This window comes from Nonomuraea sp. KM90 (assembly GCF_052246675.1).
In the GTDB taxonomy this organism is placed as follows: domain Bacteria; phylum Actinomycetota; class Actinomycetes; order Streptosporangiales; family Streptosporangiaceae; genus Nonomuraea.
On record NZ_JBQQCB010000023.1, the window covers coordinates 110,825 to 126,627 of the forward strand.

The window sequence follows — 15,803 nt, forward strand, 5'->3', positions numbered from 1 at the left end:
CATTTCAACCACTTCGCTGTGACGGAGGCGTCAGTGCCGGACAACACCCTGGACTACCTGGTGATCGGCGCCGGGCCCGCGGGCCTGCAGCTCGGCTACTTCCTGCACCGGGCGGGCCGGACGTACCGGATCCTGGAGGCGGGTCCGGAACCGGGCCAGTTCTTCCGCACCTTCCCGCGCCATCGCACGCTCATCTCGATCAACAAGAAGCACACCGGCTGGGACGATCCCGAGCTCAACCTGCGCATGGACTGGAACTCGCTGCTGTCGGACGATCCCGGCCTGCTGTTCACGCGCTACAGCGACCGGTACTTCCCGCACGCCGACGACATGGTCCGCTACCTCGGCGACTTCGCCGGGAAGTGCGGGCTGCGGATCTCCTACGACTCGCCGGTGGTCCGGGTGGACCGGCCCGGCCCGCCGACCGGGCCGTTCCGGGTGACCGACGACCACGGCCGCACGTACGAGGCCCACCGGCTCGTCGTGGCGACCGGTGTGACCAGGCCCAACATCCCGCCCATCCCGGGCATCGAGACGGCCGACACGTACGGCACCGCCTCCACCGACCCGGCCCACTACGTCAACCAGCGGGTGCTCATCATCGGCAAGGGCAACTCGGGGTTCGAGACGGCCGACAACCTGATCGAGACGGCCGCGGTCATCCACGTGTCCGGCCCGCACTCGCTGCGCATGGCCTGGCGCACGCACTACGTGGGGCACCTGCGGGCGGTCAACAACGGCCTGCTCGACACCTACCAGCTCAAGTCCCAGAACGCGCTGCTCGACGGCGACGTCAGGCGGATCGAGCGGCAGCCGGACGGCACGTACCTGGTGACGGTGGCCTTCGCCCGGGTCAACGAGGTCACCAAGGACATCCCGTACGACCGCGTGATCGTCTGCACCGGGTTCCGCTTCGACGCCTCGATCTTCGCCGACGAGTGCCGGCCCGACCTGGTGATCAACGGCAGGTTCCCGGCGCTCACGCCCGCGTACGAGTCGGTCAACGTGCCGGACCTGTACTTCGCCGGCACCATCACCCAGTCGCGCGACTTCCGGCACGGCACCAGCGGCTTCATCCACGGCTTCCGCTACGGCGCCCGCGCCCTGCACCGCGTCCTGGAGTCCCGCCACCACGACGTCCCCTGGCCCGCGCGGGTGCTCCCGGCGAACCCGGCGGCGCTCGCGGAGGCGGTCATCGGGCGGGTCAACCGGACCTCGGCCCTGTGGCAGCAGTTCGGTCTGCTGGCCGACGTGATCGTCGTCGACGGCGACACCGCCCGTTACCTGGAGGAGCTGCCGCACGACCTCCAGGGCCCGCCGATCGGCGACCGCGGCCACTTCACGATCACCCTGGAGTACGGGCCCGAGCACGACCAGGTCGACCCGTTCGACATCGAGGTCGGCCGCATCAGCCAGAGCGACTCGGCCCGCGCGCACGAGGGCCACTACCTGCATCCCGTCGTACGCCACCACCTCCCCGGCGAGCCCCCCGTGGCCCACCACATCACGGAGAACCTGGAGAACGAGTGGGACTCCCCGGAGGTCCACGTGGAGCCGCTCCGGGCCTTCTTCGCCGACCGTACGTCCTCCGTGCCGGCCTGATGGACCGGCGGAACCTGCGCGAGTTCGAGGCCGCCGCCCGCGAGCGCCTCGACCCCGCGCACTACGACTACTTCGCGGGCGGCGCCGGTGACGAGGTCACCGTGCGGGCCAACGAGGCCGCGTTCGGGCGGCTCGGGCTGGTGCCCCGGGTGCTGCGCGGCACCGGCAAGCTCCAGACCGACCTGACCCTGCTGGAGAGCCGCGCGGCGGCTCCCGTGCTGGTGGCGCCGACGGCGTTCCACCGCCTCGCCGACACCGAGGGCGAGCGGGCCACCGCGCGGGCCGCGGCCGCCACCGAGACGATCATGATCGTGAGCATGGCCGCCACGGTCGCGATCGGGGACGTGGCGGCCGCGGCGCCCGGCGCCGAGCTGTGGTTCCAGCTCTACGTGCAGCCGGACCTGGCCTTCACCGAGCGGCTCGTCCGCCGCGCCGAGGCGGCCGGCTGCAGGGCGCTGGTGGTCACCGTGGACTCGCCGGTCCTCGGCCGGCGGGAGCGGGACCTGCGCAACGGCTTCCACGACCTGCCCGACCACCTGTGCTGCGAGAACCTGCGTGACGGGGCTCGCGGGGACCGGGTGCGCCCGATCGTCATGTGGCCGGAGCTGTCCTGGGAGCACCTCGGCGCGCTGAGGCGCATGACGGATCTGCCGATCGTGCTCAAGGGCATCACGCACCCGGCCGACGCGCGGCTCGCGCTCGATCACGGCGCCTCGGCGATCATGGTGTCGAACCACGGCGGGCGGCAGCTCGACGGCGTCGCGGCCACGATCGACCTGCTGCCGGACATCGTGGCGGAGGTCGGCGGGGCCGTGCCCGTGCTGCTGGACGGCGGCGTGCGGCGCGGCACCGACGTGCTGAAGGCGCTGGCGCTCGGCGCCGCCGCCGTCGCGGTCGGCCGCCCGGTGGTCTGGGGTCTGGCGGCGGACGGCGAGCGGGGCGTGACGGCCGTGCTGGAGCTGCTGCGCGCGGAGGTCGAGCACGCCCTCACGCTGTGCGGCTGCGCCTCGATCCACGACCTCGAGCCGGGCATGGTGCGACGGCCGTGCTGACCACGCTGATCGTGCTGGGCACGCCGGCCCTGCTCGTCGTCGTGGTGAGCCTGCCGTGGTGGCTGCCGGACCGGATCGTGGCGCTGCGGGCGCGGGTGTTCGCCCGGATCAACGGCGACGAGGGCATCCCCGTGCCCGGCGACCTGGTCGGGGTGGACCGGTTCAGGGAGGTCTACTCGCACCCGGCCGCCGGCGGGCGCAGCGAGGGGGCCGCGCTGTCGGACCTGTTCTGGTACTGGCTGTCGCCCGGCCCCGAGATGCACCAGGAGCACCTGGAGGCGGGCGAGCGCTACGACGCCGTGGCCCGCGTCACCCGCGCCCTGCTCGCCGTGCCACGGGCCGAGGCCGAGGAGCTCGCCCGCCGCTGCGCGGCCCGGACGCTCGACGGCGTGCGCGGCCTGGTGCGGCTGCGGGACCTGATGATGCCGCTGTGGGCGGAGTTCTCGTACGAGCTGGTCTTCGCCGAGCCCTGCCCGCGCGCGGCCCGCGACCTGATCGCCGCCAACGCGAACGACGTCGTCACCTCGCTCAAGTGCACGGGCCTGCGGCACATGGACCGCCGGGAGCGCCTGACCCGGTATCTCCTCGGCCGGCTGTCCCGGGTGCGCGTGCCGCTCCCGCCCGGCCTGACGCCCCTGCAGCAGGCGCACTACCTGCAGGGCGCCTTCTTCAACACCGCCGTCGTGCAGATGTCGGAGGCGATGGCCCACCTGCTGCTGGTCCTGGCCCGGCACCCGGACGTGCAGCACAGGGCGCGTACGGGCGACGCCCGCTACCTCGACCAGGTGATCGCCGAGACGATGCGGCTCTACCCGCTGTTCGGCATCGCCCACCGCGTCACCACCGGCGACATCCGCCTCGACGAGCACACCACGATCCCCACCGGTTCGGTGCTCTGCTTCAACTACCCGGAGTTCCACCGCGCCGGCTTCACCGACCCGGACCGCTTCGACCCGGACCGCTTCGACCCCGCCCGCTCCGAGCGGCCGGTCAAGGAGCTCAACCACCTCCCGTTCGGCGTGGCTGCCAACCGGCCCTGCCCGGCCTGGCGGCTGGCGCCGATCGCCATGCGGGCGGTGGCCCGGGAGGTGCTCGACCGCTACGTCCTGGACTCCTCCGTCTCCCACACCAGGTCCCTGCCCAGCCGGGGGCCCTGCCTGCTCACCCCTCTCGACGCTCCGCACCGCCCCCGCCGCGCCCTGGCGTACCTGCGGGTGCGCGACCGCTGGGAGGACGTCTGGCGCGGCCTGGTGCAGCTCGTCCTCGGCAGCTACATGGTCTGGGACGCGCGCCGGCAGCGGCTGTGCGAACACCACTTCACCTCTGAACCGGAGAACCGGCATGCCCGTTCTGACTCCCGCCCTGACTCTCGTCACGGCTCCTGACCCGAACCTCGCCCTCATCCTGAAGGTCCTGCCCGCACTCGTCGTCATCCTGATCGCCGCGGCGATCTGCGGGCGGCTGGCCCTCATGGTGATGCAACCGCGCGTGCTCGGCGAGATGGTCGCCGGTGTCCTGCTCGGGCCCACGCTGTTCGGCTGGCTCTTCCCGGAGGCGCAGGCGACCCTGTTCCCGCCGGAGGTCCGGCCGATCCTGTACGTGCTGAGCACCATCGGCCTGACCCTCTACATGTTCCTGGTCGGGGCCGGCCTCGACCACAGCGCCCAGACGCCCGGCGAGGTCCGCAAGGCGTCCGTGCTGGCCGCGTCGGGGATCGTCCCCTCGCTGCTGCTCGGCTTCGGCGCCGGCCTCCTCGTGTACGACCTGCTGTCCCGCCCGGACGTGCCCCCGTTCCAGTTCGCCCTGTTCGTCGGGGGCGCCCTGTCGCTGACCGCGTTCCCCATGCTGGCCAGGATCCTGTACGAGCGGGGCCTGGAGAACAGCCCCGTCGGCCGGCTCACCCTGCTGGCCGCCTCCATCGACGACGCCCTGGCCTGGTGCCTCCTGGCCGTCCTGTCGGCCATGCACCTCGGCGACGGCGCCACCGGCGCGCTGCCCACCATCCTGCTGACCGCGCTGTTCGCCGTCGTGATGCTGAAGGTGGTCGCCCCCATGCTGCGCCCGATGGGCCGGACCGTCGCGCGCACCGGCCGGCTCGGCCCCGGCGCCATGTACGCCGTCATCCTCATCCCGCTCGCGGCCGGCTGGCTGACGGACTGGATCGGCGTGTACGCGGTCTTCGGCGGCTTCTTCGCCGGCCTGGCCATGCCCCGCGACCCCGCCTTCCGCCAGGCCCTGCACAGCCGGATGATGGAGGTCGTCTCGACGTTGCTGCTGCCCACGTTCTTCACCTTCTCCGGGCTGAACACCCAGCTCGGCGGCATCGCGGGCGGGGCCATGCTGCTGGCCTTCGGGGTGATCCTGCTGGCCGGGTTCGCCGGGAAGTACTTCGGGTGCTCGCTGGCGATGAGGGGGCTCGGGTTCGGCCGGCGCGAGTCGTACGCGGTGGGGGCGCTGATGAACGCCCGGGGGCTGATGATCCTCATCTTCATCAACATCGGCCTGGCCCAGGGCATGATCACGCAGGAGTTGTTCGCCATGCTCGTGCTCGTGGCCGTGCTGACCACCGCGGCCGCCCTGCCCCTGTACAAGCTCGCCCTGCCCGACCGCCTCGAACGCGACGCCAAGACCGTGGCACCCGTCGATCCACCGGTCGAAGTCAGGTCCAATTCCTCGTGATCGCGCAGGTGGGCGGGGAGTGGCCGGTTCGCGGGCGGGGCCAATGGTTCAGTGGACCTGGTAAATCCCCGGCAGTGGTGTAACGGTGGTCTCGTGGCTGGGACATCGGGCACGGCCGACCTGCCCTCCCGTCGGCTGCTGCTCGTCGAAGACGATCGCGAACTGGGGAACATGCTGGTCGACCTGTTCACCGAACAGGGCTACACGGTCGATCTGGCGCTGGAGGGGCAGCGGGGGCTGCATCTGGGCCTGAGCCGCGCGTACGACGTGCTCATCGTCGACCGCGGCCTGCCCTCGCTCGACGGCATCGACCTGCTGCGGCGGCTGCGGCGGCAGGCGGTCACCGTGCCGGTGCTCGTGCTCACCGCCTTCGGCTCGGTCGCCGACCGGGTCGCCGGGCTGGACGCGGGCGCGGAGGACTACCTCGTCAAGCCGTTCGAGATCGACGAGCTGCTGGCCAGGGTGCGCGCGCTGCACCGCCGCAACATCGACCTGGCCCGGCTGCTGCCGCTGGGCGCGGGCTGGCTGGACGCCGAGTCCCACATCGTACGGCTGCCGACCGGGGAGCAGGTGACGCTGTCGGGGCAGGAGTGCCGGCTGCTCAGCGCGCTGGCCGCCCGCCCCCGGCAGGTGCACACCCGCAGGTCGCTGCGCCAGCGGGTCTTCGACGGGGCGAACAAGGAATCGATCGTGGACACCTACGTCTACTACCTGCGCAACAAGCTGGGCTCCGGGGTCGTGTACACCGTGCGAGGGGTGGGCTACCGCCTGGGGCGGCTATGAGCCTCACCACGCCCTGGCGCGGCCCGGCGGGCCCGGACCGGAGCCGGCGGCCCGATCCCGACCGGCGGCTGCTCGTCCGCGCCCGGCGCCGGCTCACCGTGCAGGTGGCGGGCGCGATCTCCGTGGTCCTGGCGCTGGTGGGCGTGCTCGTCTACTGCGCCATGGTGCACAGCCAGGACGACGCGGCCAGGCGCGAGCTGGCCGCCGCCGCCGAGGGCTCGCCCGTCGGGCAGCCGCCACCCTGCATGTGGCTCTTCGAGCTGCACGCCGACGGCACCGTCCGCGCCTCCCCCGGCGCCCCGGCGTCGCTCCCCGTCCGGGCGTCCCTCGACCAGGTGGCCGCCGGCGGCGGGCCGCGGCTCGCGCAGGTGCGGGTGGCCGGGCGCGACTACCTGGTCCACACGCGCGGGCGCGGCTACACGACGGTCCAGGCCGTGCTGGACCTGCGACACCCGGCCGCCGAGCGGCAGCGGCTGCTGCGCACGCTCGCCGGCGCGGAGATCGCCGGGCTGCTGGCCGCGCTGCTGGTCGGCCAGGTCGTCTCCCGGCGCGCGATCGCGCCCCTGGGCGAGGCCCTGGCCCGCCAGCGCCGCTTCGCCGCCGACGTCAGCCACGAGCTGCGCACCCCGCTGACCCGCCTGCACACCCGCGCCCAGCTCCTGTCGCGGCGGCTGCGCGGGGGGACCGACCCGATCCTGCTCATCGACGAGGTGGACCAGCTCGTGGCCGGCACCAGGCAGCTCGGCGAGGTGGTCGAGGACCTGCTCAGGTCCGCCCAGTTCAAGCAGCTGCGCCGGCCGTTCGGGCCGGTGGACCTGGCCGTGCTGGCCGCCGAGCTGGCCGAGGCGGAGGAGGCCAGGGCCGCCATCCGGGGGGTGGCCGTCGAGGTGCGCTGCGACGGGCCGGGCGACCACGTCGTGAGCGGCGTGGAGTCGGCCCTGCGGCGGGTGATCTCGGCCCTCCTGGACAACGCGCTCGGCCACACCAGCGCCGGCGGGCACATCTGGGTGACGCTGTCCAGGGAGCCGTCCGTGGTCGAGCTCACCGTCCGGGACGACGGCTTGGGCCTGGACCCCGAGGACGCCGAGCGGCTCTTCGCCAGGTTCGAGGGGACGGGGTTCGGGCTGGGGCTGGCGCTCGTACGGGAGGTGGTGGACGGCCACGACGGCACGATCGCCGCCGACGGCCGGCCGGGCGGCGGGGCGACGTTCACCGTACGGCTGCCCGCCGACCCCACCGGCACGACCGCCGAGCCGGCCCCGGAACCGGCGTGGCAGAGGTATCAGCCCCCGCTGCCGGGGTAGCCAGGATCGGATGCGCATCCAGGACTGGTTCCTCACCGGGGAGGAGCGCGGCAATGCCGCGACCGACCTCGAGCCGTGGTCGGAGGGCAACGAGGTGCGCCCGCTGGTCCACGGCGCGGCCTACTTCGCCGAGCTGCACACCTGTCTGGAGCAGCTGGGCAAGGACGACCTGCTGCTGTTCGCCGACTGGCGCGGTGACCCGGACGAGCGCCTGACCCCGGAGGGGCCGAGCGTGGGCGCGGCGATGGCGGCCGCCGCCGGGCGCGGCGCCCTCGTACGCGGCCTGATCTGGCGATCCCACCTCGACCTGCTGCGCTTCAGCTCCGCCGAGAACCGCCACCTCGGCCAGGAGATCGAGAACACCGGCGGCCAGGCCCTGCTCGACACGCGTACCGCCGTGGGCGGCTCGCACCACCAGAAGTTCGTCATCCTGCGCCACGACCGCGACCCCGAGCGGGACGTGGCCTTCGTCGGCGGCATCGACCTGTGCCACAGCCGCCGCGACGACGCCTCCCACGTGGGCGACCCGCAGCGCGCCCCGATGCCCGACGTGTACGGCCCGCGCCCGCCCTGGCACGACATCCAGCTCGCCATCCGCGGCCCCGCCGTCGAGCAGGTGGAGCGGGTGTTCTGCGAGCGCTGGGACGACCCGGCGCCCGAGACCCGCGACCCGCTGCGGCGCCTGCGCGACCACCTCGGCCGCCTCGACGACGCCCCCGCCCTGCCGCGCCCCGGCCCGCCCCCGCCGCCGGCCGGCCACCACCGCGTGCAGCTCCTGCGCACGTACCCGGCCAGGCGGCACGGCTACCCCTTCGCGCCGGACGGGGAGCGCAGCATCGCCCACGCCTACCGCAAGGTCCTGACCCGCGCCCGCTCGCTGATCTACCTGGAGGACCAGTACCTGTGGTCCACCGACGTGATCGAGCCGTTCGCCCGGGCCCTGGAGCGCGAGCCGGAGCTGCGGATGATCGTCGTCGTGCCGCGCCACCCCGACCAGGACGGCTGGCTGGCCGGGCCCGCGAGCCTCATCGGGCGCGCTGACGCGCTGCGCCGCCTGCGCCGGGCGGGCGGCGACCGGGTGGCCGTCTACGACCTGGAGAACCACCAGGGCGTCCCGGTCTACGTGCACGCGAAGGTCTGCGTGGTGGACGACGTGTGGGCCACGGTCGGCTCGGACAACGTCAACCTGCGGTCGTGGACGTACGACTCGGAGCTGAGCTGCGCCGTGCTGGACGAGCGGGAGGACCCCAGGCCGCCGGCCGGGGCGCTGCGCTTCGCCAGGGAGCTGCGCCTGTCCCTCATGGCCGAGCACCTGGACCTGCCCGCCGAGCGGTACGACGACCTGTGCGACCCGGTGGCCGCCTTCGACGCGTTCGCCCGCTCGGCGTCGGCGCTGGAGACGTGGCACACGTCCGGCCGTACGGGGCCGCGCCCGCCGGGCCGCCTGCGCTCTCATCCGGCGCCGCACCTGTCGCGGCTGCAGAAGCTGCTGGCGCTGCCGCTCTACCGGTGGGCGGTGGACCCGGACGGCCGCCCGCCCGCCCTGCGCCGCTCCCGCGACTTCTGAGCCCGCCCGACTGACACACCCCCACCAGCACCTCCACCTAGATGGGTGGTCCGCGAGCAAAACCCCGGACCACCCGGTCAGGTCACTTCCGCAGGCCGGCGCGGATCACGAGCGCGTCGTGGTCGGTGTACGTGGTCCGCTCGAGCTCCAGCGTGGGAGCCGTGAGGGTGCCGTAGGCGTGCTGGATGCCGGGAGCCTGGGTGGCGGCCGCGTCGGTCAGCGTCCACTGGCCCTGCGGGGCGCACGACGAGCGGCGGTTGACGTCACCCGCGAAGATGGTCGGCCGGCCGCGGGAGGCGAGCACCTGGGCGAGCTCGGCGCACTGGATCGAGTTGGCGGTCCCGGGCGCCTCGCCGTCGGTGGAGAGGTGGCTGGTGCACACGTCCACGCCGCGGGCGGTCGTCACGCAGAGCCAGCGCCGCTGCTCCACCCCGCTGAACACCGAGTACGGCGCGTCCTCGGAAGCCCGGATCGCCTCCTTGGTCAGCACGGCGTTGCCGAACTCGCCCCGCCCGGCCGGCGTCTTGCAGGCCAGCGGGGCGCCGTTGTAGATGACCGTGGCGAACCGGTAGTGGTAGCCGGTGCGCTCGGCGATCTCCGCCACGTCGCCGCTGCACGCCTCGTTGAGGGTGACCGCGTTGACGTCGTTGGCCTGGATGCGCTCCACGGCCTCATCGACGATCTTCGGGTACTGGGTCCTGGGAAAGCAGCCGGCATAGCCGCTCAGGCAGAGGTTCATCTGGAGCAGCGAGTACGGCGGCCGCGCCGCGTCCTGCGACGGCGGGGTGTCGGCCATGGCGACGCCGGAGAGGGACACCACCAGCCCGGCCGCCATCAGGCCGGCCATCATCAGGGCACGCAAACGTGTCAGAGGAAATCGGATCATGGCGGCCATTGTGCTGACCCGACCACCAAACCGGACAGGGCACGCGAGAAGTGTTCACCACGCTCTCACGCGGCCGTCACCCCATCGCGCATCCGGCCCGATCCGGACGAACCCCCGTTCGCGGACGTTCGGACGCCCCGACCACTTCCCACAGCCAGGGCGTCCGAGGGATGGGGCAATCGATCCCTCCCCCATCCCCTACCCACCACGTCCAGCTTGTACGCATTTGTCCGTTTTGCGTAGAGTCCCGTCGCCGGTCTCGGCAGCGGGTGCCGCGTCCGGAACACGCGCCGCACCGGGCACTGGGCGGGCCGGATATTGCGTGGCGGAGGTCGCGAGGGAGCGATCACACTGAGCGGATGGACAGGACGGTCAGCGCATGGATCACCTCGGGTGCGGATCGGCTCGGTGTCGTCGGCCCGTTCGCGGTGGACGTGCCGTGGTGGGCCGACGTGCAGCCGGTCGTCGCCCACCTGCGCCAAGCGCTCGGCGTGGACGTGCTGGTGCTGCGCCTGCTGGACGTGGACGGCGGCGAAGGAGGCCGCGGGGGTCATGTGACCTATCACGTCGAAGCGCTGGAGCGGCCCGCGCCCGGGCGGCTGACGGCTCCGCTGCCGGCCGACCACGCGGTGCTGGACAGGCCCGAGCCGCTGCGTGCGCCGTGGGCGCGGATCGACGGGCTTCGGGAGCTGTTGAGCTGGGCGGCGGACGCGCTGAGTGCGGCCGGGCGACCGCTGACCGGGCCGATCCGGCAACGCCGGACCTGGAATCTGGCCGGGCTGTTTCTCCTGCCCACCGCCCGGGGGCCGGTATGGCTGAAGGCCACACCCCACTTCGCCACCGACGAGGCCACCGTCCTCGACGCGTTCGCAGCCCTGGACCCGAGCCTGGTTCCCCCGGTCGTGGCGTCGGGGCCGGGGCGGGTCCTGCTGGAGCACCTTCCCGGCGAGGACTGCTGGGACGCCTCCGCCGGGATCGTCGCCGGCGCGGTGAGGCGACTGGTCGCCGCACAGGCCCGCCTGACGGGCGCGATCCCGCCCGGGTTGCCGGACCGGCGCGGACCCGTCATCGCCGATCAGGTTCGCGACCTGCTCGCCGGTGACGTGGGCGGCGAGCTGACCGCCGAGGAACTGGCGGGCGCGTACGAGCTGGTCGAACGGTGGCCCCTGCTGGCCGAGTGCGGCCTGCCCGACACGGTCGTGCACGGCGACTTCCACCCGGGAAACTGGCGCAGCGACGGCGGCCCGCCGGCCGTGGTCGACTTCGCCGACGCGCACCTCGGCAACCCGGTGCTGGACGGGCTACGGCCCCGCGACTGGCTTCCCCCCGCCGAACGACCCGCCGCCGCCAAGGCCTGGATCGATGCCTGGACCACCCACCTGCCCGGCTGCGACCCGGCCCGGGCGCTCGCGATCGCCGGGCCGCTGTCCGACCTCACCTACGCCGTCCGCTACCAGGAGTTCCTGGACGGCATCGAACCGTCGGAGCGGATCTACCACCACGGCGATCCGGTCACCAGCATCCGCGCCGCCCTGCGTTCCGCAGCGATCACGGGCTGACGATCTGACCGACCGTCCATCGTGCTGCGCCGGCTCTTTTCGAGGTCACCGGTGCCTGTACGCCCGAGTTTTCCGCGCGAGGACGAGCCCGCACCGCGGGCTGCCGTCCTCGCGCCGGCCCAGGGCCGTCAAGGGGACTGTCTCCACGGTGAATCCGGCCGCCACCAGGTCGGTGCGGACCGCGTGTGGCGGGCAGGTGCCGTAGTACATGACGAAGGGGGGACGCCACACGGCGTTCCGCACCCGCATGGCCAGGTCGAATCCGAGCATCGCCCAGTACCGGCCCGACCTGATGGGCGGGGGCGCGCCGATCGGGAAGGCGAAGAGCCCGTCAGGTCGTAACGCACGGTGGACCCCGGCGAAGAGCGCGGGTCGTTCGGCGGGCAGGAAGTGTCCGAGCGCTCCGAAGCTGACCGCGAGGTCGAAGGACTCGGTGAAGGGCAGGGCTCGAACGTCGGCCCGTACCCACGCGGCGTCCGGGTGTGCCCGGCGCGCCTGCGCGAGCATGCCGGCGCTGAAGTCGACTCCCGTGACCTGTCCCCGGCACAGGGGTTCGAGGACCCGCACTCCCGCGCCGGTGCCGCAGCACACGTCCAGCCCCCGCTCGAACGGCCCGAGCGGACGCAGAGCGTCGGCGGTCGCGTCAAGAACGCCGTCGGGGGTGCGGAAGGGCGTGTGGTCGAACTTCGTCGCGAGCAGGTCGTAACCGCGCTCGACCGAGGACAGTGCCTGGACCGCCAGCTCACGCAGCGACGGGCCTTGGGGCGAGAACATCAGCCAAGGGTACTTTCCCGAAGCCGGGGCGAGCCGCCTCATACGACACAATCCGCCACCGGCCGGGGGCTGTGGTTCCGGCGGCGGCCGTCAGCCCATCGCCGTCAGGGTGTCGCGCAGCCGGCGCAGGTCCCGCATGCGTGCCTCGTACGTCGCCCCGACCACCACGAGCAGCAGCCCGCCCACGGCGATCGGCACCCAGCGCGGCACCATGAGGAGCATCTCCGACACGTACGGGGCCAATTCCCGCACCGCGACCCCGGCGACCACGACCGCTCCGATCGCCGTGGGCGCCTGGAGCCGGAACCGGGCTCCGGCGAACAACACCGCGAGCGCCAGCACCCCGAGCGCGAGCGACCGCCGCCACTCCGTGTCCGCGTAGACCGCCACCAGGCTGGGCAGCATCGTGAAGGACAGGCCCGCACCATAGGCCGCCCATGACGGCACCGGTGCACCACGCCGCCGCCACCAGCCGGACACCAGCAGGGCCAGCGAGCACGGCACCGTGTACGCCTCGACGACGGTGACCTCGTCGGCCCCCAGCCGCAGCCACGAGGCCAGCAACAGCAGGACGGCACCCGAGTACCTGAGGCCCTTCACACCGCCTCCGCCGGCGGGGGCGTTCACACCGCCTCCGCCGGCGGACCCCGCCCGCAGCGACATGAGGAGCACCAGCACCCCCGCCACGGCGAACCCCACGCTCGCCGCGACCAGGACGCGCATGCCCAGCGAGAACCCCACCGCCACCGCCTCCAGCCCGAGGAACAGCGCGGCGAAGCCCAGTCCCCAGTTCCGGAGTTTCCGCAGCCTGGCCACCAGAGCCACGACGGCGGCGGCCACCGCCAGGATCGGCAGCACGATCAGCGTCGCCGGCTCGCTGCCGAACGCGTACGCCGCCGCCCGTACCGAGGCCGGACCGGCGACGAGCGCGCATGCGACCGCCCACCAGGGCGCCCGGCCCAGTGCGGCGCCCACCGCCGCCGCGACGGCCGCCACCACCTGCACCGCCACCGCTGCCGGGTAGGGCATCGCGAAGGCTTGGGGGAAGACCGCGACCATGACCGCCCCGGACACCAGAGCACCGGCCGCCGCCGCCTGCACCGACCGCCCACCGGCGCCACGCACGACCGCCGCCTTCAACGACCACCCACCAGTGCCACGCACGTCCGCCGCCTTCAACGGCGACCCGCCGGTGCCCCACACGGCCATCACCAGCAGGCTTGCCGCCACCGCGCCCAGCGCCACCACGTCCGCCGGCCACGCCACCATCTCGAACGGCTGCCACCGCCGTCCGTCCCACGTCCCCGTCCAGAGCACGTCCAGCCAGGCGAAGGGTGCCGCCAGGGTGGCCACGAGCCGAGGCAGCAACGTCAGCACGGTCACCAGCGCCACCAGCCCGCCGGTGGCCATGCCCGCCAGCCGTACCCTCCGCCAGGGCAACCGGGCGGCGCCGAGCACCACCGCGAGTGCCGGGACGAGGTAGGCCAGGGAACGCCAGTCCGTACCCGGTCCGTCCAGCGCGGGCTGCGCCAGCGCGGCCGGCACGGCGATCAGCGCGAGCGCGGTCCCGATGGTGACCGCGCCGGCCCAGATCTCCCCCTGAGCCTTGCCCGGCCTGACCAGCAGCCACGCCACGAGCCCGCCGAGCAGCGCCAGCGCGGCCAGCGGCACCGATCTGACCAGGGCCTGACCGACCGACGGGGACCCCAGCGCGTGCGGCGCGCCGACCAGGAGAGCGAGAGTCGCCACCCCGCTGCCCGCCAGGGCGGCCGTCACCCGCACCGTCCCCCGGCCGTAGCGGACCAGGGCGACGTCCAGCGCCGCCGTGACCACCAGCATGGCCACCAGCCAGGTCGCCGGCCATTCGCTGCCCAGGAGCGGCAGGACCGGCTGCGCCAGCACCACGGCGACCGGAGCGGGTCCGCGAAGCCGGGTGACCCGGGCATAGGCCACCAGGATGAGCGCGGTGAGCCCGAGCACCCCCGCCGTGTAGTGCAGCACGTCGAGGCCGTCAACCCCGAGAAGCCCCACCTGCCTGGTCGCGTAGCCGTCGAGCAGCAGCAGCGCGACCGCGAACCCGGCCACGGTCTCGGCCGTCGCGTTGAGCCTGCGCCGGGTCAGCACGACCGGCGCCAGCATGACCAGCGCGGTGAACCCGGCCAGCACGGCCGCCCGCCCGCCCATGCCCAGCCGCCCCCAGCTCACCACGGTGAACACCACCGCCGCCACCGTCAGCAGCAGGCCGCCGAGAATGAGCAGAACGTTCTTCGCGGCCCCCGGCGAGACCTCCCTCACCGCGACACCGGGCGTGCCGGCCGCCGCCCCCGGATACGGCGGCACCGCACCCACCCACGGAGGCACCACACCCGCACCCGCCGCGCCGGCACGCAGAACACCGAGCAGTTCCGTACGCCGAGCCTGCAACCGCACCTGCTGATCCCTCAGCCCGGCGAGAGCCTGCTCCACCTGCCAGAGCTCCTGCGCCGCGGGTCCCTGCAGAGGCAGCGCACACCCCGGGCATTCGGCCACCGGCTCCTGAACCCCGGTCCCGGACAACATCGCCCCACAGTCCGGACATTTCACGCTTTCACGCACCAACACTCCGCCTTAGGCCCGTCGAGGTACCCCATAATTCACCGCGACGCCCTCGCGAGCCACCGTCATCAGGAACCACGAGCACCAGCAGGCATCCGGCACGGGACTCCGAGCGTCCACCGCAGGGCGAGCCCTGCCGGCTTGGCGGGGTCGGCCGCGACCCCTTTCGCCACGTCGACCCGCCAGGCGGCGAGGGCCGGCAAAGGACCCGACAGCAATCGCCTCAGGTGCACCGTGATCTCCAGCGAGGCGCCGAACGAGGCCACCAGGAAAGCTCTCAGGCGCCTGGATGGCAGCTTGGGTTCTTGGGAAACCGCTGCACAAAGATCGAAAAAGGCCACCTCCCGCATGGGAAGGTGGCCTTTGACCTTGGTGGGCGATACTGGGATCGAACCAGTGACCTCTTCGGTGTGAAGCAGCCTTGCTGATCATGAGATCAGGCGTTTTTCTTGCTCAAGCCTATGAACGTGTGCACTGCTGTGCATGAGTAGATCCTGCCGAGCACCCCGGATGTCACTCACTTTGTCACCCACCTCCTGCGATTGGACTCGAACTAGTATCCGACTGGTTTGATCAGTACTGGCTAGATCAAGTCAGAGGTCAACATGTACCAGGCAGCTCAACTTCGGTCACAGCGGCTCACCCTGGGTGGCTCTCAGCATGGCTCTTTTCAGTCCCTAGTGGGGTGGCCACGAACGTTCACCGGAGTGGTGGTTGATCATGCGGCTTGGGTGGCTGGTCGTCCCCGGCGGCGCTGTTTTTCGCTGCGGATGCGTGCGCGTTCGCGGCGTTGGGAGGCCAGGACGTCGGGGTGGCGGGCGTTGGCGTTGCGCCAGCGCAGGTAGGCCTGGAGCTTTCGGGTCTGCACGGTGTGGTTGGGATGGTCGGAGTTGCTCATCACGAAGGTGCGCAGCGGTCCGAACTGCGCTTCGATCGGGTTGGCCCAGGAGGCGCTGGTCGGGGTGAAGCACAGCTCGACCTTGTGCGCGGCGGCCCAGGCGC

11 protein-coding genes and 1 pseudogene are annotated in these 15,803 nt (G+C 72.8%); 8 read left to right on the plus strand and 4 right to left on the minus strand.

Features of this window, described 5'->3' with window-relative positions; genetic code table 11:
- Positions 1–33: 33 nt before the first annotated feature.
- The 7 genes from ACTWPW_RS24390 to ACTWPW_RS24420 all read left to right on the plus strand — a co-directional run bounded on the left by ACTWPW_RS24390 (position 34) and on the right by ACTWPW_RS24420 (position 8,987).
- Positions 34–1,602, plus strand: coding sequence for an NAD(P)-binding domain-containing protein (locus ACTWPW_RS24390; protein WP_443169989.1), 1,569 nt, complete (start codon positions 34–36; stop codon positions 1,600–1,602).
- Complete coding sequence (locus tag ACTWPW_RS24395) at positions 1,602–2,654, plus strand: alpha-hydroxy acid oxidase (protein WP_443169990.1); 1,053 nt, start codon at positions 1,602–1,604, stop codon at positions 2,652–2,654. The genes ACTWPW_RS24390 and ACTWPW_RS24395 overlap by 1 nt, the downstream gene beginning before the upstream one ends.
- On the plus strand, positions 2,648–4,039 hold the full coding sequence (locus ACTWPW_RS24400) for a cytochrome P450 (protein WP_443169991.1): 1,392 nt from the start codon (positions 2,648–2,650) through the stop codon (positions 4,037–4,039). Before ACTWPW_RS24395 ends, ACTWPW_RS24400 begins: the two co-directional genes overlap by 7 nt.
- Positions 3,996–5,333: a cation:proton antiporter gene (locus ACTWPW_RS24405; RefSeq protein ID WP_443169992.1), complete on the plus strand. Its 1,338-nt coding sequence runs from the start codon at positions 3,996–3,998 to the stop codon at positions 5,331–5,333. The genes ACTWPW_RS24400 and ACTWPW_RS24405 overlap by 44 nt, the downstream gene beginning before the upstream one ends.
- Positions 5,334–5,426: 93 nt before the next feature.
- Positions 5,427–6,116: a response regulator transcription factor gene (locus ACTWPW_RS24410; protein WP_375110070.1), complete on the plus strand. Its 690-nt coding sequence runs from the start codon at positions 5,427–5,429 to the stop codon at positions 6,114–6,116.
- A complete protein-coding gene (locus tag ACTWPW_RS24415) occupies positions 6,113–7,420 on the plus strand; it encodes a sensor histidine kinase (RefSeq protein ID WP_443169993.1) in 1,308 nt (435 codons plus the stop codon). Before ACTWPW_RS24410 ends, ACTWPW_RS24415 begins: the two co-directional genes overlap by 4 nt.
- A 10-nt stretch (positions 7,421–7,430) precedes the next feature.
- The gene (locus ACTWPW_RS24420) at positions 7,431–8,987 is read left to right on the plus strand and encodes a phospholipase D family protein (protein ID WP_443169994.1); all 1,557 of its coding nucleotides are present in this window, start codon (positions 7,431–7,433) and stop codon (positions 8,985–8,987) included.
- A gap of 82 nt (positions 8,988–9,069) precedes the next feature.
- On the opposite strand, the gene ACTWPW_RS24425 is transcribed toward ACTWPW_RS24420, so the two are convergent.
- On the minus strand, positions 9,070–9,873 hold the full coding sequence (locus tag ACTWPW_RS24425) for an endonuclease/exonuclease/phosphatase family protein (RefSeq protein ID WP_443169995.1): 804 nt from the start codon (positions 9,871–9,873) through the stop codon (positions 9,070–9,072).
- 359 nt (positions 9,874–10,232) lie between these two features.
- Between ACTWPW_RS24425 and ACTWPW_RS24430 the strand changes: the two genes are divergently transcribed.
- Complete coding sequence (locus ACTWPW_RS24430; protein ID WP_443169996.1) at positions 10,233–11,432, plus strand: aminoglycoside phosphotransferase family protein; 1,200 nt, start codon at positions 10,233–10,235, stop codon at positions 11,430–11,432.
- A 45-nt stretch (positions 11,433–11,477) separates the two neighbouring features.
- On the opposite strand, the gene ACTWPW_RS24435 is transcribed toward ACTWPW_RS24430, so the two are convergent.
- The 3 genes and pseudogenes from ACTWPW_RS24435 to ACTWPW_RS24445 form a co-directional block, all read right to left on the minus strand.
- The gene (locus ACTWPW_RS24435; RefSeq protein WP_375110065.1) at positions 11,478–12,206 is read right to left on the minus strand and encodes a class I SAM-dependent methyltransferase; all 729 of its coding nucleotides are present in this window, start codon (positions 12,204–12,206) and stop codon (positions 11,478–11,480) included.
- Positions 12,207–12,296: 90 nt separating this feature from the next.
- Positions 12,297–14,672 (minus strand): SCO7613 C-terminal domain-containing membrane protein, encoded by a 2,376-nt coding sequence (locus tag ACTWPW_RS24440; protein WP_443169997.1) that lies wholly within the window; start codon positions 14,670–14,672, stop codon positions 12,297–12,299.
- 847 nt (positions 14,673–15,519) lie between these two features.
- Positions 15,520–15,803 (minus strand): annotated as a pseudogene (locus ACTWPW_RS24445) (IS630 family transposase); the annotation flags it as partial.

Bases quoted from the DNA above. Each gene is read 5' to 3' on its own strand.
- ACTWPW_RS24435 (WP_375110065.1), bottom strand. From the start codon at position 12,206: ATGTTCTCGCCCCAAGGCCCGTCGCTGCGTGAGCTGGCGGTCCAGGCA.
- ACTWPW_RS24425 (WP_443169995.1), bottom strand. From the start codon at position 9,873: ATGATCCGATTTCCTCTGACACGTTTGCGTGCCCTGATGATGGCCGGC.
- ACTWPW_RS24415 (WP_443169993.1), top strand. From the start codon at position 6,113: ATGAGCCTCACCACGCCCTGGCGCGGCCCGGCGGGCCCGGACCGGAGC.
- ACTWPW_RS24405 (WP_443169992.1), top strand. From the start codon at position 3,996: ATGCCCGTTCTGACTCCCGCCCTGACTCTCGTCACGGCTCCTGACCCG.
- ACTWPW_RS24395 (WP_443169990.1), top strand. From the start codon at position 1,602: ATGGACCGGCGGAACCTGCGCGAGTTCGAGGCCGCCGCCCGCGAGCGC.
- ACTWPW_RS24430 (WP_443169996.1), top strand. From the start codon at position 10,233: ATGGACAGGACGGTCAGCGCATGGATCACCTCGGGTGCGGATCGGCTC.
- ACTWPW_RS24420 (WP_443169994.1), top strand. From the start codon at position 7,431: ATGCGCATCCAGGACTGGTTCCTCACCGGGGAGGAGCGCGGCAATGCC.